The sequence below is a fragment of the Holdemanella sp. DFI.5.55 genome (genome assembly GCF_020593575.1).
GTDB classification, from domain to species: domain Bacteria; phylum Bacillota_I; class Bacilli_A; order Erysipelotrichales; family Erysipelotrichaceae; genus Holdemanella; species Holdemanella hominis.
The window spans coordinates 1-23,571 of sequence record NZ_JAJDMK010000034.1 but is presented as its reverse complement, the minus strand read 5'-3'; the positions used below and the strand labels follow the sequence as shown (position 1 = coordinate 23,571).

The window sequence follows — 23,571 nt, the reverse complement described above, 5'->3', positions numbered from 1 at the left end:
AGGAAAGCTTATGTATATATATCTACATATTGATGTTGCTATGTGCTTATTTGCCATAGTAGAAATACTAAAAGTAACATTGATTATTATAGAAAAATGCAAAAAGCACTAATCACCACTAGCAATGGAAATAGATTAGTGCTTCAGCATTAACTATATTTCAGAGCAGCCACTGCTTTTCCAGTAGCTTTTCTCTGTTTGTATTATACCGATAAAGGAATGGTTATGCAAATTTATTGGATTATTATGGTTTGGATGCTAAACATATCAAAGAATTTGTTGAATCATTAAAATAAGATGGAGTTTGACTTCATCTTTCTTTTTTTGAAAAAATTTTTAGAATATGATATTGTCAAAGGGTGATTTAAAGAGGGATGTTGAATATGGATATGAAGAAGATACAGGAGTTACCAACTCCAGAAGAATTAAAGAAGGAGTTTCCTTTGCCTTATAAGGTGCAAAAAATCAAGAAACAAAGAGATCAGGAAATTGAAGATATTTTTACTGGAAAAGATGATCGTTTAATTTTAATTATTGGTCCTTGTAGTGCGGATCGTGAAGATTCGGTTTTAGACTATATGAATCGTTTGGCTGTTTTACAGGAAAAAGTAAAAGATAAGATTTTTATGATTCCACGTGTCTATACAAATAAACCTCGTACAAAGGGTGTTGGATATAAGGGGATGTTGCATCAGCCAGATCCACATGCCGAAGAGGATATGTTGAAGGGAATCATTGCGATTCGTAAACTGCATACAGATGTTGTAACACAAACTGGTTTTACTTGTGCAGAAGAGATGCTGTATCCAGAAAATCATGCGTATTTATCGGATTTATTAGGATATGTTGCCATAGGGGCAAGAAGCGTTGAAAATCAACAACATCGTATAGTGGCTAGTGGTGTAGGAATTCCTGCAGGAATGAAGAATCCGACAGGTGGAGATCTTGCAGTCATGATGAATTCTATTGTGGCAGCGCAAGCCGATCAAAGATTTGTATATCGTGGCTGGGAAGTACAGACTGAGGGAAATCCACTAGCTCATGCGATATTAAGAGGATATGTGGATAAGTTCAATCATGCGCATGCGAATTATCACTATGAAGATTTGATGGAGTTGATTCACTTATATGAAAAGTCAGATTTAAAGAATCCGGCTTGTATTGTAGATTGTAATCACTCGAATTCAAATAAACAATATTTAGAACAGATTCGTATTGCCAAGGATGTTATGCATTCTAGAAGTAAATCGGAAGATATCAAAAAGCTGGTGAAAGGCTTAATGATTGAGAGTTATTTAGAGGATGGAAATCAGCCAACAGATGGTAATGTGTATGGAAAGTCGATCACAGATCCTTGTCTTGGTTGGGATAAGACAGAACAATTGGTTTTAGATTTATATGAGTTGTGCGATTAGGAAGCGTTGTAAAATGGTACCCACAAGTGAGCATCACAACTGTCACGTTGTTGTCCTCCTTATGGGTACCATTTTAGATTTTAAATGATCTTCATCCTTTTCTTAATATGTTTCCTTTGTAGAAATTTCAGCTGGCTTATTTAAGATATACATGAATTCTTCACCCGTAATTGTTTCTCTTTCATATAAGAATTTGGCAAGTTCATGTAACTTCATTTTGTTGTCTTCTAGAATTTGATAAGCCTCGTCATGTGCTTTTTTAATTAATGTGATGGTTGCCTCATCAATCTTAGTCGCTGTTTCATTTGAACAAGCTAAGGATGTATCGCCACCCAAATATTGGTTGTTTACTGTTTCTAAAGCTGTCATACCAAATTCATCCGACATTCCTAATCGTGTAATCATGGCTCTGGCTAGTTTCGTGGCTTGTTCAATATCGTTGCTCGCACCACTTGTGATCGAATTAAAAATTAATTCTTCAGCACAACGACCACCTGTATACACCATGATTTTTTGGAAAGCTTCTTCTTTTGATAATAAGTTTTGTTCGTTTTCTTCTACTTGCATAGTGTATCCCAAAGCCCCTTTTGTACGAGGAATAATTGTGATTTTATGAACGGGAGCCGTGTTTTTACATTTGGCAGCCACTAAAGCATGTCCAATTTCATGATAAGAAACAATCATTCGTTCTCGATTTGAAATCACTGCTCCCTTCTTTTGTTCACCGGCAATAACGATTTCAATGGCTTCTTCCAAGTCTTTTTGAACCACCGTTTTACGATGGTCACGAACCGCTAATAAAGCCCCTTCATTAATGATGTTGGCAAGTTCGGCACCACTGGCACCTGCACTAGCTCTAGCGATTACGTTAAAGTCAATGTTGTTTGAGCATTTGATGTCTTTGGCATGTAATTTAAGAATAGCTTCACGACCGGCAAGATCAGGAAGTTCAACTGGAATTCTTCGATCAAATCGACCAGGACGTGTTAAAGCAGGATCTAATGAGTCAGGACGGTTTGTGGCGGCAAGCAATACGACGCCTTTGGATCCATCAAATCCATCCATTTCAGCAAGTAACTGGTTCAATGTTTGTTCACGCTCATCATTACCATTCATACCTGCACCATCACGTTTTTTACCAATGGTATCAATTTCATCAATAAATACAATACAAGGTGCTTTTTCACGAGCTTGTTTAAATAGGTCACGCACTTTAGCGGCTCCTCTACCAACAAACATTTCTACGAATTCACTACCTGAAATCGAGAAGAATGGAACGCCAGCCTCACCCGCAACGGCTTTGGCAAGTAATGTTTTACCGGTGCCAGGAGGACCTACTAATAAGGCTCCTTTAGGCATTTTGGCACCAATTTCTTTATATTTAGCTGGATTGTTTAAGAAGTCTACAATTTCTTGTAGGTTTTCCTTCGCTTCTTCTTGTCCAGCTACATCCTTGAATGTTTTTCCCGTTTGTTCACCGACATAGACTTTGGCATTGCTCTTTCCTAGATTGCCTAGACCAAAACCAGAGCCTTGTGAAAATGACATTTGATCATCTCCGCCCATTTTCTTTTGCATACGCTTAAACATCCATGATCCAAATGCCCAGAAAATGATTAATGGTAAGAAAAAGGAAATTAAACTCGATAAAATTGGATTCATTTGTTCTTGATAGACTTGGCCAAACTTAGCTCCAGATTTATCCAAACGATTGACTAAATCTGAATCATTCATAACACCTGTTTTATAGGTTTTATCTGTTGAATTTTTCTTTAATGTGTAATAAATATTGTGATTTTCAATTTGCACAGTATCTATCTTCTTTTCTTCAATTTTATTCAAGAAATCTGAGTAATTGGTGGTTTCAAGCTTAGATTGTTGAAACATAGGGAATACGATAAAGTTTAAAGCCATAATAACAAGCAATATGATCATGTAATATCTATATAAAGGCTTCTTTTGTTTGTTCATGAGTGTTCCTCCTTATGAAATTGATTACATTATACACCTTATTAGCACTTTGACAAGTAGAGTGCTACATATTCCATAATTCCACATAATTTAAAAGAAAAAGTACCGCCATTGCGATACTTAATGAGTTGTGATACGCGTAATATGCACAATTAAATATATTTTTTCATCACGCGTAATTTGTTTATGTAGTAATCTATCGATATATTTTTCGATTTGTTCTACGCAGTCTAATGCAGAAGAATTCTTGATAATATATGTATAATATATATCATCATTTTCATTTTCAAGCATTTTATTTTCTAAAAGTCGTTGTAAGAAAAATTGCATGTGAACAACAAATCTTGAATAGTTTAGCGAATTCTCATCAATTGTATAGCCATAATGTAATTGAATGATTTGAAAAATATCTTTTAACATTTTGACCATCAACATACCATTTTCTGTTGAAAGATCGTTCGATTTGATTTGTGCATTCACAAAGTGAAAGGCAATGTTTCCGGCTTCTGTTTCAGGCAATTGAATATGAAGTGTTTCATTAATGTAGTCTACAGCTTGTAAACCAAGCATAAATTCATTTGGATAAAATTTTTGGATTTCCCACAACATTCTATTTTGTAGAACAATGCCTTTTTCATATCTTTCTACCGCATATAACAAGTGATCTAACAAGGTCACAAAGATTTGTTTGTTGAATGGAGAAGAAATTTTAAGTTGTGCCATTTCAATGATGTGGTGCACAATTTCTAAATAGATGTCGGGTGCGTTTTCTAAAACTTGAAGATATCCATTTTTATTTGTACTATCTTGAAGAACATATGTTTTTTCTATATCTTCATCTCTAATTTCGTCTCCTACTTTATAGTGAAAACGCAGCCCCTTTCCCATCACAATCATTTCCTCATGATTATCATTCACTAGAAGCATATTGTTGTTTAAAAATTTTTCGATAATCATGTGAAGTACCTCATATACCTAGATATTCTTTCCGTTTTCCTCAATTACTTGTTTGTACCAGTAGAAACTGTCTTTTTTATATCGTTTTAATTCTTTTAAATCAAATTCATCACGATCGACATAAATGAATCCGTATCTTTTCTTATAGCCTTGATGTGTACTAACAACATCAATGGCAGCCCAAGGACAATAGCCAAGCATTTTGACACCATCTGTAATGGCTAAGCGCATTTGGTGAAGGTGTTTTTGAATAAAATCAATACGATATTGGTCATGAATACATCCATCTGGTTCTAATGTGTCATTGGCGCCAATTCCATTCTCTGTAATCAGAATAGGAAGTTGGTAACGTTCATATACCTTTCTTAAAGTATATCGGAATCCAACAGGATCAACAACCCATCCATACTGCGTTTTCTCTACGTATGGGTTCTCACTAGGTCGATATACGCCTTGTTCACCTAGCATAATTTGTTGGTCACCCGCTCTTGCAGTTACATCTGAAGCATCTCCTTTACTTGCAGCTATAGTTGCGGTTGAATAATAATTCATAGCGATAAAGTCTGGGTTTGCGCCTTTTAATGTTTCAAAGTCTCCATCTTGAATTTCTGGAGCGATATTACGATCTTTTAGGTAAGACCATGCTAAAGGGTGGTATTTTCCAAATGCACAAACATCGACAAAGTTCCAACAGCGAAGTACTTCCCAGTTGTGAGCGGCAATCGCATCATTTGGATTACAAGTAGCTGGATACATAGCTGTTAAATTTAGTGCAGGTCCGATTTTACCTTCTGGAACCATATTATGGAAGAGTTTCATGACTTTTGCCTGAGCAAGCATCATATGGTGGTTTTGTTGATACAAATCTTTTTTAGATGGTAATTTTCCGCCTTTAGGTAATCCAATTGCACCAGGATGTAGAATCATCGTATTTTGTTCGTTGATCGTTAACCAGTACTTTACTTTTGATCCATAGTGGATAAATAATACTTTGGCATATTCAACAAAGGCTTCAATCGTATCACGGTTTAACCAACCACCCTTTTCTTCTAGGCAATATGGTAAATCAAAGTGATACATTGTAACAACAGGTTCGATGTTGTATTTTAAGCATTCATCAATGACATTATTGTAGAATTCGATGCCTTTTTCATTCACTTTACCCGTTCCATTTGGTAAGATACGAGTCCATGCGATAGAGAAACGATAAGCTTTTAATCCCATTTCTGCAAATAGGGCAATATCTTCTTTATATCTATGATAATGATCAGAAGCTACAGAGAAATCAGCAACATCACTTGGGTGTTCATACATGTCAATGATAGATGGGCTTTTACCATCTTCATCAATGGCACCTTCAACTTGGTATGCTGAGGTAGATGCTCCCCACAAAAAGTTTTGAGGGAAGTCTTTTAATTTAGAATAGTGCATGGTTTACCTCCTAGTCTAAAGAAATTAATTTGTTTCCATGTTGAGTTGTTGATTGTTTTTCAATTTGAATCGAACTGAAATTCTTTGAATTTGTGATGATGATTGGAGTGGTTGTGTCATAACCTTCTTCTTTGATTTTGGCTAAATCAAAAGTTAATAGTAACTGTCCCTTTTTAACTTCTTCATTGACTTGAATTTGAGGACTGAAATATTTTCCTTGTAGATTAACAGTATCAATGCCTATGTGCATTAAAATTTCTGTTCCATTCTTTGATTTTAATCCAATCGCATGACCTGTTGGGAAACATACAGTAATTGTTCCATCACAAGGAGCATATAAACTTCCTGTGCTTGGTTCGATTGCGATACCTTTTCCCATGATTTCTTGTGAGAAGACATCGTCATTTACTTCGGACAGTGGTTTTACAGTTCCATCGCAAGGTGCAACAATTTCATCTTTTGAAACAGTATCTACTACTTCTTCTTGTGGTGAATCTTCTTTAAATCCTAGAATCCATGATGCGACAAAACCTACAACGAAAGAAATAATGATTGTGACAATGGCATGAACTACGTTCATAGGGTTTTTACCAATGAAGGCTGGAATAGCAGTTAATCCTGGTGAAACAAAGGCATAACGAACTAGGCCAGTAATTCCTGCATAGATACCTCCGGCAGCTCCACCAATCATAGAAGCAACAAATGGGCGTTTTAATTTTAATAGGACACCATATAAACATGGTTCAGTAATACCCATAACTGCTGTAAATCCAGATGAAGATGCAAGAGATTTTAAGTTTTCATCTTTTGCCTTTAGAGCAACCGCCAAAGTAGCACCACCTTGTGCAATATTGCTTGCTAACATACCAGGTCCATTTACGATTTCATATCCAAGTGTAGAAATTTGACTTGTCGCAATTGGAGTCATGGCCCATGCAGTACCTGTTAGTGTTAAGAATGGTTGGAAGGCTCCCATCAACATTGGAATCAACCAACTTACGTGTGCATTTAAATAGTTAGCGCCAGATTGTACTAAATCGTTTAATAAGTTTCCTAATGGACCAACAATGATTAATGCGATTGGTACAGAGATAAACATCACTAAAAGTGGTTTTAAGAAAAACTTGATAATAGATGGTGAGTATTTTTCGGCAAATTTTTCAATGTAAGACATGATCCACACGCTTAAAATAATAGGAATTACACTGGATGCATAGTCAACTAATACAACAGGAGCTCCAAAGAATGTTAATGGACTTCCTGCAGCGACTAAGCCTGACCATGTTGGGTGTAAAAGAGCACATGCCATAGTCATTGCCATGATTGGACTTGTTTTGAATTTTTGGCTAGCTCCATACGCTAAAAGGACAGGCATGAAATAGAATGGAGCATCGGAAATAAAGTTGATGATTTCATAAGTGGAACTTGCTTCATTAACTAAGTTAAATAAAACAAGAATAGATAATACAGCTTTGATCATACCACCGCCGATTAGGGCTGGAATCACAGGAGTAAATGTAGTGGAAATTACACTGATAATACGATTGACAATACTGCCTTTTTCTTCATCGGATTCTTCGTGAGAAGTAGAAGGAACATCTTTCATTTGGGATTGAATGGCTCTAAAAACGGATTGTACTTCATTGCCAATTACGACCTGGTATTGACCACCTTTTTCTACAACACTGATAACGCCGTTTAAAGATTCCACTTTTTTGGTGTTGACTTTATTCATGTCATAAAATTCGAATCTTAAACGAGTTGCACAATGTGTTAATTGTTTGATGTTGTCGATACCACCAATGCTTTGGATGATATCATTTCCTAATTGTTGATAATTCATATTCTCCTCTTTCTAGGCTGATGGCAATAAAAAAGACCAAGATAAAAGGAGCATTAAAAATGCAACTTAAATATCTTGGTCTTGCCTGCATTACCAGTAACAGCCGTTATTTACATGTAGGATGATAGCATAGCTAAAAATAAAATACAAGCACTTTTTGAAATCCCTTTCATGAAAGGACGAAAAAATAAGAATGAGTAGACATTAAAAAATGGTATAATTAAAGAGTTTATGGAGGATATATATTATGAAGGTAGTAACTTTTGGAGAAATCATGCTTCGTTTAAAAACACCTGAAAACTTGCGTATTATGCAAAGCGATGATTTTGAGGCTAGTTATGGTGGTGCAGAGGCCAATGTAGCCGTAAGTTTAGCGATGTATGAAGATCAATGTGCTTTTGTATCTAAAGTACCAAACAATCCAGTGGGGATGTCTGCATTAAGTGAAGTTCGTCATTATGGTGTAAATACGGATTATTTGGTTAGAGGTGGAGACAGATTAGGAATTTACTTCTTTGAAAAAGGAAGTGATATTCGTAGTACAAACGTTGTATATGATCGTGCATTTAGTGCTTTTTCACTATCTCAGCCAAGTGAATATCATTGGGAAAATATCTTAGAGCCAGGAGATGTTTTCTATTTTTCAGGCGTAACTCCAGCTGTATCTAAATATGTTGAGGATACAGTAAGAAGTGCTTTGAAGTATTGTAAGGAAAATGATATTCAAGTGATTTGTGATTTAAATTATCGTGGAAAAATGTGGTCTAAAGAACAAGCGCAAGTTGTCATGCGTGATTTAATGCAGTATGTAGATGTATGTATTGCCAATGATGAAGATTTTGAAGCAACACTAGGAATTCATGCCTTTGATGGTAACTTATCTACAGGTATTGATCAGATTGATACTTATAAAGAAGGTATGTTAGAAATTACTCGTCAATTCCCAAATGTGAAGAGTGTGACTAGTGTATTAAGAAATATGCATACTGTAGAAGAAGGAGATTGGATGGGCATCTATTATGAGGATGGAAAGTTCTACCAAAGTCCAATTCATAGAGTACATAGCTTAGAAGCTGTGGGAGCAGGAGATGCCTACGGTGCTGCATTTGTGCATGGACTAATCAATGGGTTTGATCCACAGAAAACAGTCGATTTCGCAATCAGTGCGAGTGTATTAAAGCTTATGATTCAACATGATTTTAATGTGGTAACACAAGAAGATGTATTTAAAATCATGAATTCTAAGAATACAAACTTATCTAGATAGAGTAAAAGATATCAGTTCAAATAAAATGAATTGATATCTTTTTTTATGAAATTTTCAGATTTAATGTCTTTTTCACATTGGGTTGTTAAACTTAAATATGTAGATAATTATACATAAATGATATTGAATATGATATCATATAAGAAAGGACCGAATGTCAAAAATTGAAAAGTTAATTGCGAAGATTGAGAATTATAAATCTGGAAATAAAATAGAATTTTCCGATTTAGAGAAGTATTTAAAATATTTTGGTTTTAAGAAGAAAAATCAAAATGGAACAAGTCATGTAATATTTACACATGATTTGTTAGATAGGCCTTTCCCAATTCCTAAACATGGGAATAGTGTAAAAGAAGTATATGTAAAAAAAGCGGTAGAATTAGTTGAAGAGATTAATTACAGAAAGGAAGAGAGATAGTATGGATTATGCAATGAAAGTATATCCTATGCATTTGGAAAATGGAAAAACAGAATGGTGTGTTGAATATCCAGATTTAAAAGGGTGTGTAGGTGGTGGAGATACAATTGAAGAGGCAATTGCCGATGCAGAAGCTTCAAAAAGAGTATATTTAAATTATTTAAAAGATGAAGGAATAGAATTACCGGTTCCAAAAGAGGAAGGGGGTCTTCCTAGTGGAAAAATAGCTTTGAGGGTTCCTAAAACGACGCACAAGCAATTGTTAGAAAATGCACAAATGGATGGAGTGAGTCTAAATGCGTATATTAATACAGCTATTAGTGAAAAAATTGGACGAGCTTCATTTTCAAATCAACGCATATTGGAGTTGGAACAAGAGTTAGCTTATTATAAATTTAAGGATAAAAATTTAGTAGATAAGCAAAATATAGGTCATGAATTTAAGAAATTTAGTGTTGGAAATATTGTGTTAAGGTCATTAAAAGATTTTAATGTATAAGGAGATTATATGTTGCAAATAACTGGAGTGAATTTATATTTGGAAAGTATCAAATATTCAGTAGAACAAGTATCTACAGGAAATGAAAATGTTCAAGTTTCTCGATTGTTAGAAATTGTGGATTGTACTGAAACAAAAATAAGTGTTCGCTTAAGAAAAGAGTTAAAATCCAAAAATTTAAATGCTCCTTTTTTAGATATTTCTTCAATCGGGGAATTCTATTTGTCGGATAAAGCAATGCAAAATTTTGATAGTATAAGGGATATGCAAGACTATGTAGAAAAGCGATTGGATTTTCTAGTTGACAAAGTGCAAATGGATGCTTATCTATCGCAGTTGATTGCGAATGTTACAGGATCCTTTGGTAACGCGCCCGTTGTAATTCTATCGGAATAACGAAATTGTTTCTTGATAAAAAAACAATGCTCTAACTCATGAGCATTGTTCAAGTTAATAGATAATACTAAAATCATTCTCATAATAATCTAAAGGAATATCCTTTCCACTGATAAAGTCAATTTGAATACGATCAATATTTTGAAGGTCTAAAATGACTTTATTAATATCATTAGGTTTTCCCTGAAATTGTGCTGTGACACTACCATCATCATTATTTTTGGCATAGCCTGTAATACCTAATGGTTTGGCATGGCTTTGTACTTCAAAACGAAAACCAATGTTTTGAACATTTCCTTCAAAATGAAATTCCTTGCGAATTGTCCCTGGTGGCAATTCTCTTTTTATTTTCTCTTTCTTTTTAAAAAATCTAAACATAATCTTTAATCCTCTGACTATATTATAATGCAAAACAAAAAATGATGCGGTGCATTTTTTTGTGATAACGCTTAGATTTATAGACTAATTCATCAATTTGAAATTAGTATTGGTACTTGTGTCGACACAAAATCATAAAAAAAGAAAATGAGTCGATTATTTAAAAGATATAACAATAATGTGTCGAATGCTATAACAATTGACGAAAAAATAGAATAAAATAAAAAATGTGTTGTAAATAATTAACAAAAATATTTTCGAATTATTTTTGGATAGAATGGAGATGGTTAAAGATATGAACAAGACAACAAAGGAACTGATCAGTGAATATTTGGCTGATCAAACTAAAAAATTTGATTTAGTACATGCGGATGCGTTTACTACAGTTGCAATATCTGATGCACTTCATATTTCACGAACTATTACAAGCCAATACTTGAATGAGTTGTGTGAATCGAATGAAGTGTTCAAGGTTAAAAGTCGACCTGTGTATTTCTTTAATACTCGTTGTTTGAACCAAAGATATGGAATCAACGTCGAGAATTATGAATTTATTGATCTTGAAGAAATGGTTGAGTTTTTGCAAGATAATGGTCAACTAACTGATGTGTTTGCTGAACTGATAGGTTATGATGGTTCGTTAAAGCGAGTAATCAAAAGGTGTACTGAAGCCTTTAATTATCCACCAAACGGTTTATCATTCGTAATCTATGGTAATGAGGGTACCGGGAAGAAGAGCTTAGCAAAACTTATTTGTAAGCATTCCATCCTTAGTAAGGGAATTCTTGATAAGGATGCCAAAATTGCTGAGTACGATCTCTCAGTGGTTGATCCACTATCGATTCATCAGCAATTACAAGATTGTATAAATGCAAACAAACAGAATTCGCTATGTATTATCCTATCGCATTTTGAAAAAATCAGTGATTCATTGACTGGATACTTGATTCGATTCTTTGAAAAAAAGCAGAATGATCGTATTCATTTTATCTTTCTATCAAATGAAAGACCTGATGATTATCTTCCTTCATCTTTGGGGAAATATATACCAATTGCGGTTAAACTAAAAGATTTTAGTGAAAGGCCAAAGGAAGAACGAGAAGGAATTATTGTTGAGCTTTTCCGAAAAGAGGCAGCAAGTTTACATGTTCATATGTTGATTTGTTCAAATGTCTTAAAGACATTATCTAACTTTCAACCAAATCAGAATGTTGAAGAAATATTTAAAAAAGTGAAACTGATTTGTGCTCAGGCTATAAGCAATCAAAAAAGTGATACAGTGACTATTCATACGTATTATCTTCCAGAAGAAATGTTTGAGTCACTAGAAATCTCAAGTGAGAATATCTCTTATATTGATTGTGATACGTATACAAAAAGTAGCAAAATCAGCCAATTTGATGAATTATTTACTTCGGTAATCAAGTTGTGTGTTAAGAAAGAAAGTAACCTTATTGAAAAGTATAGAAGCATTTACGATTTGATTGTAGAAACAATTATGAGTACTTCTAGAAATGAACAGACACTAAAGGGAACAGAAGCTACATTAGCCTTAATTGTGAATCAGGTTGCAAAAAAGCACTTTATCAATATTCCAGGAAACTTTACGTTCGTTGTAGCAAAGTTGATGTACATCTATGAAGAGAACGAATCAATGTTTAAACAACGCGAAGATAAAGAAAAGGTAAATATTGAAGCAGCTTTAAATAAAGTGAAGAGAATGTATGTCAGTGAAGCAATGATTGCGAATGAGATTAAATCTCTTTGCATGTCAAATCTTGAAAAGGAAATTCCTGGCATAGTTCAATTGATTATGATCTTAACTATCGCAGCTTATAACGTTGAGTTAAATAAGAATAAAACATTTGGAGTCATTATCTGTCATGGTTATTCAACTGCTTCTTCAATGGCAGCGGCAGTTAATTCACTAATTGGATCTTACATATTTGATTCAATCGATATGCCAGTAACGACAACAATGGAAGAAATTCGGGCAACTCTAAGAGATAAATTGTCTAGAGTTAACGCTTATGCAGACCTTTGCATTATGGTCGATATGGGTTCATTAGAAAACATTGCGGATGAGGAATTCACAAAAAACAGAAATGTGGCACTTATAAACAACGTAACAACAAAAATGGCTTTAGATATTGGTTATAAGATTAAAAATGGTGATCCAATTGATCGATATTTTATAGATGCAGATAAGAACTACAAGGTAGATTACGCTATCTTAAAGGGTAAGAAGAAAGATGTCATTTTATTTACGAGTGAAAGTGGATTACAGACATCTCAAAGAATGGCAGACTTATTTGCAGATTCCTTCCCGGAAGAAATACCTGTTGATTTAAGAGCTGTACCGTTTGATTCATTGATTGATGATATTAATGAACTTCAACAAATGTACAACATACTATTTATAACAGGCACAGACAATCCGTTAATAAGTGACGTTGTATTTATTCCATTAGAGGATATTGTGACAACGACTAACTTGGATTTGGTGTCATCAAAATTAAATATGTATTTGGATGATAACAATTTAAAACAATTGATTATCAACATTCGTACAAACTTTTCTTTGATGAATGTGTTGAATTATTTAACGATTTTAAATCCAAAACCACTTATGGATGAGACAACAATCGCGGTTGAAGATTTACAGAAACGTCGCCATGTGGAACTTGAAGGTAGAACGCTGGTAGGTATTTATATTCACGTTTGTATTCTTGTTGAAAGACTTGTAACTAAAACAGGAATGATTCGAGAAGACAGTGCAACAGAAGCATTTGTAAAAGAGCATGGAGATTTTATAGAGGATATAAAAGCATCGTTTGGAAATATAGAGAAACATTATAGTATCCAAATTCCGGATTCTGAAATGAAATATATTTATTCGTTTATTTATAGGGAGGATTGAATATGGGTAAAAGAAAAATAGTTATTGCGACACATGGAACGCTTGCAGAAGGGTTTAAATCAGCACTACAAATTATTGCTGGGGCTGAAAATGTAGAAGCGTTTAATTGTTACACATCGTCAGATTTTAATCTTCAAGAAACAATTCAAAAAGTAATGGATTCTAAAGGTTCAGAAGAAGAATTGTTTGTATTCACAGATTTGTTTGGTGGATCAGTAAATAATGGGTTTGTCGCAGCTTTGAAAACATATGATTTCCATCTAATTACAAATACTAGTTTAGGACTCTTGATTGATTTTATCTTGATGGAGCCTGATGTAGAAACTTTGAAAAAGAAGTTTGATGAAAAAGAATTTAATGCTGTTTATTGTAACGACTTTATAAGCAATATGACGGACATTGAAGATGATCTGTAAGAGAAACGGAGGTGAAAATTATGATTAAAGCACTACGGATCGACCATCGATTGGTACATGGGCAAGTAGCATTTACTTGGACACATTTCTTGGGAGCAACGAGAATAATTGTTATTGATGATAAAGCAGCTGGAGATGATTTCCAAAAGATGGCATTAAATATGGCAAAACCTGCAGGAGTTAAATTAAATGTATTCTCTGTAGCTAAAGCAGTTGAAAGAGCAGACAAGATTGATTCATTAAGTGATTCAGTATTCATTATTTTTGGATCAACAAAAGATGCAGCAGGATATATCACAGCACATCCAGTATTTAAAGAATTGAATCTTGGTGGTATTGCTAAAAAAGATGGTTCAAAAAGCTATGGAGAGGTAGTTTATTTGACACCTGAGGAAGAGGAAGATCTTCGTAAGATCAAAGCAACAGGTTGTCAATTGTTCATGCAACAATTGCCAACAACAAAACGTGAATCATTAGATTTATAATTCTTAAATTTGTAGAAGGAGAAGTTATTTATGAAATTAGCTTATACACTAATCGTGGTTTTAATTTCTATTATGATGAAATTAGATTCCAGAATGTTTGGACGTCTAAACTTCGAAAGACCATTATTGACATGTACAATTTGTGGTTTGTTACTTGGTGATTTACAAGTTGGTTTAGCAGTTGGAGCCCAAATGGAATTGGCAACATTAGGTATGATGTCAATTGGTGCTTCTGGAATTGATATGAACATGGGTTCTTTAGTTGGTTGTGCAATTTGTATTATGTCAGGTGCAAACATCGAAACAGCAATCACAATTGCAGTACCAATGACATTGTTATCAACAATTATCGAAACTTGTGCGTCTGTAATTCGTATTCAATTTACGCACATGATTGATGCAGCTGTTGAAAGAGAAGATTTCAAAAAAGCAAAACGTATTGATATCGTATACGGACCATCATTATATGTAATTTGTACAATCATTCCAGTATTCTTATCAGTATACTTTGGAGCAGATCTTGTACAATCAATCGCTAGTGTAATTCCTGCATGGGTTACTGATGGTGTTACATTAGGTGCCAACATCATCGCATTCTTCGGATTTGCAATGTTATTAACTACAATGGTTAACAAAAATACAGTTGTATATTTCTTCGCTGGATTCTTGTTAGCTGCTTATTCTGGATTGGATTTAACAGCAATCGCCCTAATCGGTATTGTTATTGCATTGATTCTTTATACAGTTAAATACACTGGTGGCGGTGTGAAAGCAGCAGTAGCTTCTAGTTCGAATTCCTTAGATGAATTAGAAGATTTAGATAACTAAGAAGGGAGAACTACTTATGTCTATTAAAGGTTTAGAAGCACAAAGAAATTATCCACTAAATAAAAAGTTAAAAGAAATCTTCTGGGGTTCTTGGTGTATGCAAACAAACTGGAACTATGAAAGACAGATGAATACAGCTTTCATGTATGGTATGTCTAAAACAATTGATCGTTTGTATCCAGATCCAGATGAAATAGATAAGAAAAAAGAAGCATATCAAAGACACCTTGAGTTCTTTAACATCACACCACAGTGTGCATCATTGGTTTACGGTATTTGTATTGCCATGGAAGAAGAATATGCTGAACATCCAGATACATTTGATCCAGGTGCAATCAATGCAGTTAAAGTTGCTTTGATGGGTCCTTTATCAGGTATTGGTGATTCATTGTTCCAAGGAACAATTCGTATTATCGCAATGTCAATTGGTATTTCATTAGCTCAACAAGGAAGTATTGTAGGACCAATCTTAGCAGCGTTGATCTCTATTGGAACTTCAGCTCCATTTACTTGGTTCATGGGTAAATTGGGTTATACAAAAGGACAAGATTTCGTAAAACAAATGGCAGAAGCAGATTTGATGGAAAAAGTAATGTTTGGATGCTCAATTGCAGGTTTATTCGTAATTGGTGGTATGTCAGCTTCATTAGCAAACTTAACAACTCCACTTAAATTTGGAGAAGCATTCGTATTACAAAATGTATTAGATGGTATTATGCCAAAAATGATTCCACTTGCAGTAACTTGGATCATGTATTTCATTATTAAATCAGGGAAAGTTAAACCTATGGTTGTAATCTTGAGTTGCTTCGCTATTGGAATTGTATTGAATTACTTTGGTATTCTAGCTTGCTAAAGCTTTGAATAAAAATATTTTAAGATCGAAAAGGAAAAGAGGGTAAAAATTATGTTCGATGTAAAAAAGATGATTGAAGAAATCGCAGCAAAAAAGGAAATCAAAAACGTTAGTTTCGTTGGTTGTGGAGGGTCATTAGCATGTTTCTTTGCTCCTCACTATTATGTAACTCATGAAGCTAAAACATTGACAACATTGTATGAAAATGCTAATGAATTTACAAATGACACACCTGCATTCATCAATGAAAATGCAATCGTTGTATGTGCTAGCCGTAGAGGTAATACTCCACAAACTGTTGAAGCAGCTAAAAAAGCAAAAGAATGTGGTGCTACAGTAATTGGATTACAATTAGAAACAGGTACACCATTAGAAGAAATTTGTGATTACATTGTACAGTTCAAAGATACTGGAGCAGATGGTGCTTTATATGAAGAATCAAAGAGTTCTTTAGCATTACAAATCGCTTATGAAACTGTAAATGTTGTTGAACATAATACAGAAACTTACGAAAAAATGGTTGCAGCTACTAAGAAAATGAATGACATCATTCCTGCAGCAGTTAAAGCTTGTGTACCAGATGCAGTTAAATTTTCTGTAGACTATGCAAATGATGACATTATCTACACTATGGGATCAGGTACAGGTTATGCTGGAGCTCACCAACAAACAATTTGTATTTTCATGGAAATGCAATGGATCAACTCATCAGCAATTCACTCAGATGAATTCTTCAATGGACCATTCGAAATCACTGAAAAAGATACAGCTTACTTAATGCTTAAATCAACTGGTGCAACTAGAGCCGTAGATGAAAGAGCTCTTCGCTTCTTAAGCAAATTCAATGAACACACAACAGTATTAGATGGATATGACTATGGTATGAAGGAACTTGGAGAAGTTTCAGGATATTTCGATCATGACTTCTACAGCGAATTATTAGGCGTTTATAATGATTTATTGGCAGATCGTCGTCAACACCCATTAAGCTGGAGAAAATACATGTGGAAATTTAACTACTAAAAATAGTTATTTCTCATAATCTTTCAAGTCAGTAGTTAGACGACTACTGACTTTCTTTTTAGGATACATGGAAGGGGGTAATAAAATGGATACAAAAAAAATAGATGCTAAGATTCGGCATATTTTAATTCCTGCTATTTTAGAGAATGCTTTTTTGATTTTGTCTGACATGATTTTAACTGGATATATTGGTCGATTAACCATATCTGAGATTAGTGCTTATGGTATTTCAACAAGAATCTACGGTATTTATTTTTCAATACTTAAAGGGTTTGGAATAGGAGCTATGGTTGTTTTTGCAAGAGCATTTGGCTCAAGAAACAAGGAGAAAGGGTTACTGTATTATAAGCAAGCCTTAATTATTTCACTTTTTGTGGCAGTGATTGCAGCAGTTGGAATTTGGTTATTTCCAAATGAACTGTTATCTACAATGAGTACAGATTCAAGGCTATTAACTTATGGTGCTTCTTTTCTGAAAGTCCATGTATTGGCGTATCCGTTATTAGCTATAATTCATTTGAATTCAGCAGTATTTCAGGCGGATGGAAACACAAAGACGCCGCTTTATATTGCTACAATAGGAAATGGGATAAGCATTGTTTTAGGGTATATTTTGATTTTAGGGTTTGGACCTGTAAAAGGATTAGGTCTTTATGGAGCTGCTATCACAAATAATGTTCGAATTATAGTAATGATGTTAGTAGGTCTTTATCTGTTATTTGTTAAAAATGGTATGTTTGATCGTGTGAAAATTGAAAAATCAATATTTAACATGAATATGATCAAAGACGTATTGAAGTTTGGCGTTCCAACCGCAATAGGGAATTCTTTCTGGAATTTTGCTTCTGTCTTTTTATCAACTTTCATTCTAACTTATGGAGAGAAATTCTATGCTGCTTATCAAATTGGATTACAGGCAGAAGGGTTCTGCAATATGATGGCTTCTGGTTTCTTGACGGCTTCGATGGCTTTAGCTAGCCAGGCAATAGGAGCAAATGATGAGAAGATGTATCAATCGGCATATCAAAGATTGAGCTTTTATTGTTTGATCATTAGTGGAATTAATATGATATTCTTGCTTTTGTTCTCAAAACAGGTTTTGTATTTGTTGACGGACAAAGAGGAATTGGTTGCTATTGCACATGTATATTTATTGCTAATGGTTTTCTCACAATTCCCGGAAATGAAATCAAAAGTATTATATGGATATATTCGATCTGCAGGATCAAGCACATTACCTACGGTAATAGATACAATTGGTATTTGGGGCGTTCGTGTGTTCTTATGTTACCTAGTTAGCACAGTTTTAAAAATGGATATTGTATGGATATGGTGGATTATTAATGCGGATCAATGGGTAAGATATTTATTATCTTTATTGGTATTTGTGGTAAAAAAATTAATTAATTATCTAAATGTATCTCCATACAAAGTTGCTAGATGTAGTGGAAGATAATGAATCGTATTTGTTTAAAATACCTATGAAAATAAGGCTTTAGATTTAATTTTGGAAATGGGATTATATATGAAAAAAAATGATTTTTATGATGATATACGATGTGATTGGATCTGTTTTTATAGGCGTTAGTATTGTTTGCTTTGCGGTAGCTGCTGATTTTGCTCCGGGAGGAGTTAATGGAATTGCAGTTATGGCAAATTATTTGGCAAATATTCCTATTGGACTTGCTACAATCTTAATTAATATTCCGATTATATTGTTTACATTTCGTTCATTAGGAAAAGCATTCTTCTTGTATTCAGTGAAAACAATGGTAATAAGTTCTTTTATAATTGACTATGTACTTTGTCGGTTGCCGCTGTATCACGGAAGCCGTTTATTAGCTGCTATACTTGCTGGTATAACAGCAGGTATTGGATATTCACTTATTTTTAATGAGGGTTCATCAACGGGAGGAACTGATTTTATAATTGCAGCCATTAAAAAGAAAAAGCCAAAAATGACTTTTGGATTATTGGCATTTGCAGTTGATGGAATTATTGTTTTACTTTCGATATTTGTGTTTAAAGAAGCTTTAGCTTTTATTTATGGGATAGTTTATACCATAGTAACAAGTGTGGCTTTAGATTTGTGTACTTTTGTGTTGAAAAAATGTCATTTGACATATATAGATTGTGAGGAAGATATAAAATGAAAAATCCAAAAATGATTATATTTGATGTTGATGGTTTGTTATTAAATACTGAGTTTTTGTGGAGAAAAGCTTGGAAAGATGTCGCTGCTAAATATGGGGTTCCAAAGTTCGGAGAGGTTTTTTGTAAGGTTGTTGGAATTTCAGGTAGTGATGTTGAAAGAGTTTTGAATAATGAACTGCCAGATGTTGAAAACCGTATGGAATTATTAGATATTGCTCGCAGTGTAGGTACTGAATATTTGGAAAATGACATTGAATTGATGCCAGGCGTAACTGAATTACTGGATGTTTTAGAGAATAAAAATATCCGCAAAGCAGTAGCAACAACAACGTCTAGAGATGCGACAATCAAAAGATTAACAAAATTAGGCTTGATTAATCGATTTGAATATATTCTTTGTGGAGATGAAGTAACAAAGAGAAAACCCAATCCAGAGATTTATCAAAAAGTTTTAAAAGCTGTTAATTGTGATCCAAATCAAGTGATGGTTTTAGAAGATACAGGATATGGAGTACAAGCAGCACATGATGCGGGCATTCAAGTTGTAATGGTTCCATCTATAAATGCACCTACAAATAAAGATAAAGAAAATGCATCTTATATTAAGAAAAGTTTATATGAAGTAATCTCTATGTTGGAGGCTTAATAATATGAAAGATATGTATGATTATATTATGGAAACTCCAGATGCGATTCGTGAAGTAATTGAAAAATCAAAACAAAATAATGAAGATTGTATTCGATATATAAAGGGTAAAAAGATAGGGCATATTTATCTAGTTGCATCAGGAACGAGTTATTCAGCTGCATTATCATGTGTAAAGCCAATTGAAAAATTAATGAATATTCCTGTATATGCAGTATATGCGATGGAGTTTGTGGATAATACAGATATTGTTGAAGATAATGCGCTAGTAATCGGAATATCTCAGGCAGGACAATCTTCATCTACAATCCAAGCCTTAGATAAAGCCAAAGAAATGGGATGTTTAACTTTGGCTTGTTCTGCACAAAAGGATGTTCCCGTAACTGCTCATGCAGATAGTTTTTTGAAAATTGAAGTAGAAGAAGATATAGGGCCAAAAACAAAGGGTTATTATTGCAGTGTGATCGCAATTTTAATGTTGTTTTTAGAATTATCTAAAGAAGATTCCGAAAAGTGGATTTCTAAAATACTAGGTACAATTGATTTGATACCGGACATCGCAAAGACAACAAAACAATGGTATGAGAGTGAAAAAGAAGAATTGAAAAGGTTTAAAAATATTATTGTGATTGGTTATGATAAATGCCTTCCTGCTGCAACAGAAGGTGCTTTGAAAATATTAGAAACTGTACAATGCTGCGTTCGCTATTATGAATTAGAAGAGTTTATGCATGGGATTTATCATGGAATTGATAAGAGTACACTTATTCTAGCTTTAGGAAATCAGTCAAGACATTTAAACCGTATGGTTCGTCTTTTAGGATACTTAAAAGAACATAAGAATGCTACTACATATTTGATATCTCAGAATAAAGTAATAAAACATGATTTTAGCTATCCGTTTATTGAAGATTCGCTCTTTGTTTCTTTTGAATACTTGACGGTATTGCAAGTTCTGGGAGAATTAATGTGTCATGACAGAGGTGTGGATTTGTATGACACTGTTGATGAAAATTTCCATGAATATATGGAAAGTTATGTTTATGAAAAGTAATTATTGAGCACATCATAATATACGTTATAACTAAAAAGTAGGAGGTTTAAGTGTGAATAAAACTTAGAAAAAAAATAAAAAAAGGCCCGCTAAAAAGAGGTGGTCAAAATCACTAAAAAAACAATTTCAAATAGTTGTTTATAACTGAATTGAAGAAAAATCAAAGTTTGAATCTTTTAAGAATTGTAAAGCAGATTCAACTGTCATTGTTGGTTCTTTTGTCGGCTTTGGATTTGTTAAAAATTTATAATCACATGGATTAAATTCTTCATCCGTAAGAATCATGTGATATATACAGACAAGCATCATTCGTGCTATTGCGATAATCGCCTTTTTATGGCCTCGGCGTTTTTTGATTCGATAGTATTTGATTCCAAAGTAGGAGTTCTTGTCTTTAATAGAAGAAAGTGTACATTGAACAAGTAATGGTTTTAAGTATTGACCAGCTTTAGAAATACGAACGGATTTTTCTAGTTTGCACTTTCATTGTTTGCTGGAGAAAGACCTGCCCAATTGATTAACTGCTTATCGGATTCAAACTGATTCATAACTGTATCCATTTTAAAACGTTGATCTGATTCGATGTGGTATTCCTGTAATGAATCTAAAATCTTGTCTTTATCTTTGCATTTTTTATGGATAAGTTTCAAAATCTTGTCATCATCAATGACTTCAGAATGCATTATTTCCTTCATAATGTTTGTAGCAGTTTTGCCAAAAGAATCAGAAACTGCAGAAGCAAGACCGATATTAGAGACTGTCAAACAATTCTGATATCTGTTTCTTTCGGAAGAGTGCATATAAACAAGTTTGCATCTGTAACGGGCAATTTCTCTCATTTCTCGAATCTCTTTTTTAGGTATAAAAGAATGCTTTACAAGGTCACACTTGTAAAGGTCGCAAATCCATTTGGAATCTCGCTTATCTGTCTTTTTGCCTTTAATGGCTTTAACATATTTTGGGTGAGTAAGACAAATGTTCAATTCAGTTTCAAGGACGTTATAAATTGGAATCTAGTATTTACCTGTAGATTCCATACAGATATCATGACAATCATGTGATATAAACAATTTTTTTAAACGTATCAAGTCCGAATAAAATGTGGAAAATGACTGCTAAATATATTCAGTAATCAAAGTTTGTCTGTCTGTAGTTCCAATCGTAGTAACAATCAGATTTTTGTGGAATCCATACCACCACAAATAAAGTAAACAACTTTAAAAGTCATAAAAAAAATATCCTTTCTGTAAAAGGAGAAGTGGCATTGACGGTCATCAATGCGAATCGACAACAGTTGATTAAACAATTTTAAGTGTCCGGGCTTGGTGTCCCCTGCTATTTATACTTGAAATGATGATGGCAACTTATAAATATGCAGGTTAATTCTATCGAGTAGAATGCCTACTCCTCTTCACGTGCTCTGTCGTGTACCACCTCTTTTTCATGGTAACGCATAAGGCGTGGAAAAAGAATTTATTAATAAAGTATTTGTGTCCGCGCGACTTTAGGTGCGGGGAAATGGAGGGAAATATGTTTAAGACAATGCGAAGATTCAAACAAAAATTATCTGAAGAAAAATGTATAGAGATACTTACCAATGAACCTCATGGCGTATTATCTTTAATCAGTGATACGGGATACCCCTATGGTTTTCCTATTACACATTGGTACGATGAAAAAAACGGACACATCTATTTTCATGGAGCAAAAGTAGGACATAAAATGGATTGTTTAAAACAATGTGATAAGGCAAGCTTTTGTGTCATGGATAAAGGTTTTAAAAAAGATGGTGAATGGGCCGTTCATTATCAGAGTGTGATTGTGTTTGGAAAAATCAAAATGGTAAATGATCCAGATAAAGTCAAAGAAATATGTACGCAACTCTGCCTAAAATTTACCAATGATCAAAATTATATTGATCATGAATTAAAATATTCCGGACCTAGTGTTCTTTGTTTAGAATTTATACCTGAACATATAAGTGGTAAAATTGTTGAGGAATCTTAAAGGTAATCCGCAATTAGATAGGGTCGACTAAAAGTGTTTAAAGGTCATCTCTATCTCAGAGTCAAAATCCCTATGACTTTTAAAGGTTGATTTATCCCTATCTATTTTTATATATTCATCTTAAATCGATTTTAAAACAAGGGTTTTAGATGAGATTCTAGCACTTTTTTGGTCATAGAAAACATATACGAAAAGGACCGATATTCATAGGGAAAATAGAATATCGATCCTTTGTTTTATATAGAAACAGATAACTACGATTAGGATATTTTAATGTAAGTATATTGTTGGAATAGGAGAAATAAATACATGATAGTAATCTGTTGCTACCTAAATTATTGGTTTATCTTTGAACGCGGCCTGAACCGTCTCCACCAGCTAATTGCAACACTTCGTCCATACTCACTATGTTGAAATCACCTTCGACAGAGTATTTTAAACAACTTGCGACTACCGAAAATTCGATTATTGACTTTGCATCATATCCTTTTAGACTGGGTACAATCAATCCAGCACCAAAGCTATCTCCACCACCGACTCTGTCTACAATCTGTGGTACTACGTCAAGAAAAAGGACTCATAAAATAGATAAATTTTAAATTCTAAT

At 33.8% G+C, this 23,571-nt stretch carries 23 protein-coding genes; 16 read left to right on the top strand and 7 right to left on the bottom strand.

The features are described 5' to 3' along the window. Nucleotides 1-383: 383 nt before the first annotated feature. Nucleotides 384-1,415, top strand: coding sequence for a 3-deoxy-7-phosphoheptulonate synthase (locus tag LJE08_RS08000; protein ID WP_199593259.1), 1,032 nt, complete (start codon nt 384-386; stop codon nt 1,413-1,415). A gap of 102 nt (nt 1,416-1,517) precedes the next feature. Here the strand turns inward: LJE08_RS08000 and ftsH are convergent, their stop codons facing one another. From ftsH to LJE08_RS07980, 4 genes are all read right to left on the bottom strand, one after another. Beyond that, a complete protein-coding gene (gene ftsH / locus LJE08_RS07995; RefSeq protein ID WP_227402882.1) occupies nt 1,518-3,386 on the bottom strand; it encodes an ATP-dependent zinc metalloprotease FtsH in 1,869 nt (622 codons plus the stop codon). A 120-nt stretch (nt 3,387-3,506) separates the two neighbouring features. After that, nucleotides 3,507-4,343: a PRD domain-containing protein gene (locus tag LJE08_RS07990; protein WP_117925905.1), complete on the bottom strand. Its 837-nt coding sequence runs from the start codon at nt 4,341-4,343 to the stop codon at nt 3,507-3,509. A gap of 18 nt (nt 4,344-4,361) precedes the next feature. Continuing rightward, the gene (locus tag LJE08_RS07985; RefSeq protein WP_227402881.1) at nt 4,362-5,774 is read right to left on the bottom strand and encodes a glycoside hydrolase family 1 protein; all 1,413 of its coding nucleotides are present in this window, start codon (nt 5,772-5,774) and stop codon (nt 4,362-4,364) included. Nucleotides 5,775-5,784: 10 nt separating this feature from the next. Further along, on the bottom strand, nt 5,785-7,617 hold the full coding sequence (locus tag LJE08_RS07980; protein WP_227402880.1) for a beta-glucoside-specific PTS transporter subunit IIABC: 1,833 nt from the start codon (nt 7,615-7,617) through the stop codon (nt 5,785-5,787). A gap of 247 nt (nt 7,618-7,864) precedes the next feature. Here LJE08_RS07980 and LJE08_RS07975 point away from each other — a divergent pair, with 247 nt between their 5' ends. From LJE08_RS07975 to LJE08_RS07960, 4 genes are all read left to right on the top strand, one after another. Continuing rightward, on the top strand, nt 7,865-8,884 hold the full coding sequence (locus LJE08_RS07975) for a sugar kinase (protein ID WP_227402879.1): 1,020 nt from the start codon (nt 7,865-7,867) through the stop codon (nt 8,882-8,884). A 154-nt stretch (nt 8,885-9,038) separates the two neighbouring features. After that, nucleotides 9,039-9,302: a type II toxin-antitoxin system HicA family toxin gene (locus LJE08_RS07970; protein WP_217255823.1), complete on the top strand. Its 264-nt coding sequence runs from the start codon at nt 9,039-9,041 to the stop codon at nt 9,300-9,302. A gap of 1 nt (nt 9,303) precedes the next feature. Continuing rightward, a complete protein-coding gene (locus LJE08_RS07965; RefSeq protein ID WP_217255824.1) occupies nt 9,304-9,801 on the top strand; it encodes a toxin-antitoxin system HicB family antitoxin in 498 nt (165 codons plus the stop codon). 9 nt (nt 9,802-9,810) lie between these two features. After that, nucleotides 9,811-10,197: a hypothetical protein gene (locus tag LJE08_RS07960; RefSeq protein ID WP_217255825.1), complete on the top strand. Its 387-nt coding sequence runs from the start codon at nt 9,811-9,813 to the stop codon at nt 10,195-10,197. 54 nt (nt 10,198-10,251) lie between these two features. Here the strand turns inward: LJE08_RS07960 and LJE08_RS07955 are convergent, their stop codons facing one another. Next, entirely contained in the window at nt 10,252-10,575 is a 324-nt protein-coding gene (locus tag LJE08_RS07955) for an acylphosphatase (RefSeq protein ID WP_217255826.1), read from the bottom strand. A 295-nt stretch (nt 10,576-10,870) separates the two neighbouring features. Here LJE08_RS07955 and LJE08_RS07950 point away from each other — a divergent pair, with 295 nt between their 5' ends. The 10 genes from LJE08_RS07950 (at nt 10,871) to LJE08_RS07905 (ending at nt 20,957) form a co-directional block, all read left to right on the top strand. Continuing rightward, a complete protein-coding gene (locus LJE08_RS07950) occupies nt 10,871-13,495 on the top strand; it encodes a PRD domain-containing protein (protein ID WP_227402878.1) in 2,625 nt (874 codons plus the stop codon). A gap of 2 nt (nt 13,496-13,497) precedes the next feature. Next, complete coding sequence (locus tag LJE08_RS07945) at nt 13,498-13,911, top strand: PTS sugar transporter subunit IIA (RefSeq protein WP_227402877.1); 414 nt, start codon at nt 13,498-13,500, stop codon at nt 13,909-13,911. 20 nt (nt 13,912-13,931) lie between these two features. Beyond that, nucleotides 13,932-14,396: a PTS sugar transporter subunit IIB gene (locus tag LJE08_RS07940; protein WP_227402876.1), complete on the top strand. Its 465-nt coding sequence runs from the start codon at nt 13,932-13,934 to the stop codon at nt 14,394-14,396. A 30-nt stretch (nt 14,397-14,426) separates the two neighbouring features. Further along, nucleotides 14,427-15,224 (top strand): PTS sugar transporter subunit IIC, encoded by a 798-nt coding sequence (locus LJE08_RS07935; protein WP_227402875.1) that lies wholly within the window; start codon nt 14,427-14,429, stop codon nt 15,222-15,224. Between the two features lie 16 nt (nt 15,225-15,240). Further along, complete coding sequence (locus LJE08_RS07930) at nt 15,241-16,080, top strand: PTS system mannose/fructose/sorbose family transporter subunit IID (RefSeq protein WP_227402874.1); 840 nt, start codon at nt 15,241-15,243, stop codon at nt 16,078-16,080. 51 nt (nt 16,081-16,131) lie between these two features. Beyond that, entirely contained in the window at nt 16,132-17,103 is a 972-nt protein-coding gene (locus LJE08_RS07925; RefSeq protein WP_227402873.1) for an SIS domain-containing protein, read from the top strand. Nucleotides 17,104-17,149: 46 nt separating this feature from the next. Next, the gene (locus tag LJE08_RS07920; protein ID WP_368735825.1) at nt 17,150-18,559 is read left to right on the top strand and encodes an MATE family efflux transporter; all 1,410 of its coding nucleotides are present in this window, start codon (nt 17,150-17,152) and stop codon (nt 18,557-18,559) included. An 88-nt stretch (nt 18,560-18,647) separates the two neighbouring features. Then, entirely contained in the window at nt 18,648-19,256 is a 609-nt protein-coding gene (locus tag LJE08_RS07915; protein ID WP_227402871.1) for a YitT family protein, read from the top strand. Beyond that, nucleotides 19,253-19,903 carry an HAD family phosphatase gene (locus LJE08_RS07910; RefSeq protein WP_217255834.1) on the top strand — a complete coding sequence of 217 codons (651 nt, stop codon included), beginning with the start codon at nt 19,253-19,255 and terminating at the stop codon, nt 19,901-19,903. Before LJE08_RS07915 ends, LJE08_RS07910 begins: the two co-directional genes overlap by 4 nt. Before the next feature lie 4 nt (nt 19,904-19,907). Beyond that, entirely contained in the window at nt 19,908-20,957 is a 1,050-nt protein-coding gene (locus LJE08_RS07905) for an SIS domain-containing protein (protein WP_227402870.1), read from the top strand. Between the two features lie 138 nt (nt 20,958-21,095). On the opposite strand, the gene LJE08_RS07900 is transcribed toward LJE08_RS07905, so the two are convergent. Together LJE08_RS07900 and LJE08_RS07895 are read right to left on the bottom strand one after the other, a co-directional pair. Then, the gene (locus LJE08_RS07900) at nt 21,096-21,242 is read right to left on the bottom strand and encodes a hypothetical protein (RefSeq protein ID WP_217255836.1); all 147 of its coding nucleotides are present in this window, start codon (nt 21,240-21,242) and stop codon (nt 21,096-21,098) included. 185 nt (nt 21,243-21,427) lie between these two features. Next, complete coding sequence (locus tag LJE08_RS07895; RefSeq protein WP_217255837.1) at nt 21,428-21,940, bottom strand: transposase; 513 nt, start codon at nt 21,938-21,940, stop codon at nt 21,428-21,430. A 547-nt stretch (nt 21,941-22,487) separates the two neighbouring features. Between LJE08_RS07895 and LJE08_RS07890 the strand changes: the two genes are divergently transcribed. Beyond that, nucleotides 22,488-22,964: a pyridoxamine 5'-phosphate oxidase family protein gene (locus LJE08_RS07890; RefSeq protein ID WP_227402869.1), complete on the top strand. Its 477-nt coding sequence runs from the start codon at nt 22,488-22,490 to the stop codon at nt 22,962-22,964. Nucleotides 22,965-23,571 lie beyond the last annotated feature (607 nt).